The 1,304-nt window shown below is 47.1% G+C and carries 1 protein-coding gene; it reads right to left on the reverse strand.

What is annotated here, in order from left to right:
* The coding region (locus EOO50_RS17625; protein ID WP_290841599.1) for a CheR family methyltransferase at window positions 1-1,304 on the reverse strand (1,304 nt) is incomplete at both ends.

Here is a 1,304-nt window from a genome sequence, read left to right on the forward strand (position 1 = left end):
TTCGGACGGTTTCTCTCATGCGGACATCAAATCGCGGAATCTCGCATTTACAAGAAACATCAATCAGATGAGAACCCACGTCGCCTTCGGTCAGCGAAAATATTTTGTTCGAACTGCTGTTGAACCGAACCACTCGGAGTTCTTCGTCGACGAGTACGAGGGGCGCACCGATACTATTTTGCACATTCTCCAGATGAGCATTGGCGGCACGTAGTTCAGAAGACTTAGTAGTGACTTCTTCGTTTAGGGTGGTCAGTTCTTCGTTCGAAGCCTGCATTTCTTCGTTGGTCGTCTCAAGCTCCTCGTTCGAGGCCTGCAGCTCCTCGTTGGTCGAAGACATTTCTTCGTTCAAGGACTGTAATTCTTCGTTTGAGATTTCAAGTTCTTCAATCAGTGTTTGCAAATGTTCTCGAGTAGACAAAATCTCTTGCTCAAGTTCGATCATACGCGCCGGGTATTCGCGGTCTTCAAGTTTCGTTAGCTTTTTGCCTTTTTTGACTCCTGCTTTTTCGGCGGCCCTCGGTTCAATCGTCACCAAAAAAAGTGCTTTTCCTGCCGATTTAACTTGGTCTAACGGACGTACAGAAAATACGAATCGAGTTTTATTCGATTTACTCGCTAGTTGGTGAGATCGACTCGAGTATTGCCCCCGGTCGCGGGCCGTTTTGCGAACCAATATCGCTAGCTCTACGCCAGCACTTTTAGTGAGTAAGTTTGATAAACGAAAATCAGCTTGCCCGCCGGGAATGCCGATGTAGGCCGAGGTATCGCCTACAATATGAACAATCGTGGTATCGGCATCGACGACAAATGCACAAATGCCAAGTGACTTAATCAATTCACGCGGAACGATTTCCGAGAAATTCGGCAAATCGCTACTTCGGGTTTGAAAAATAGTTTCTGGACGATGATTCCGGGGGACAGGAATCAGATTTGAAGCAAGCGCGGAACGGCGGAATATTTTCGCCTTTTTATCCACGGTATCAAAATACTTAGCCGGTGCGTTCTCGGACTTTCCAAGAAAGAGGGTTCCCTGCGGAACCAAGGCGTAATGGAAAATTTGAAACACCCGATCCTGCAACGCGGGTTCAAAGTAGATGAGAACATTTCGGCAACTGACAAAATCAACTCGAACAAAAGGTGGGTTTTGTACGAGATCTTGTCGTGCAAAAACAACTTGGTCACGGATCCGCTTACGAATGCGAAACCCGCCAGTGACTCGGTCAAAATAAAGTTTTTTATAACGAGCCGGAAGAATTTCCAGCGCTTGCTGGGAATAGGTGCCTTCGCGGGCAGTATCGAGT

Source organism: Flavobacterium sp. (assembly GCF_004211145.1).
In the GTDB taxonomy this organism is placed as follows: Bacteria; Bacteroidota; Bacteroidia; order Flavobacteriales; family Flavobacteriaceae; genus Flavobacterium.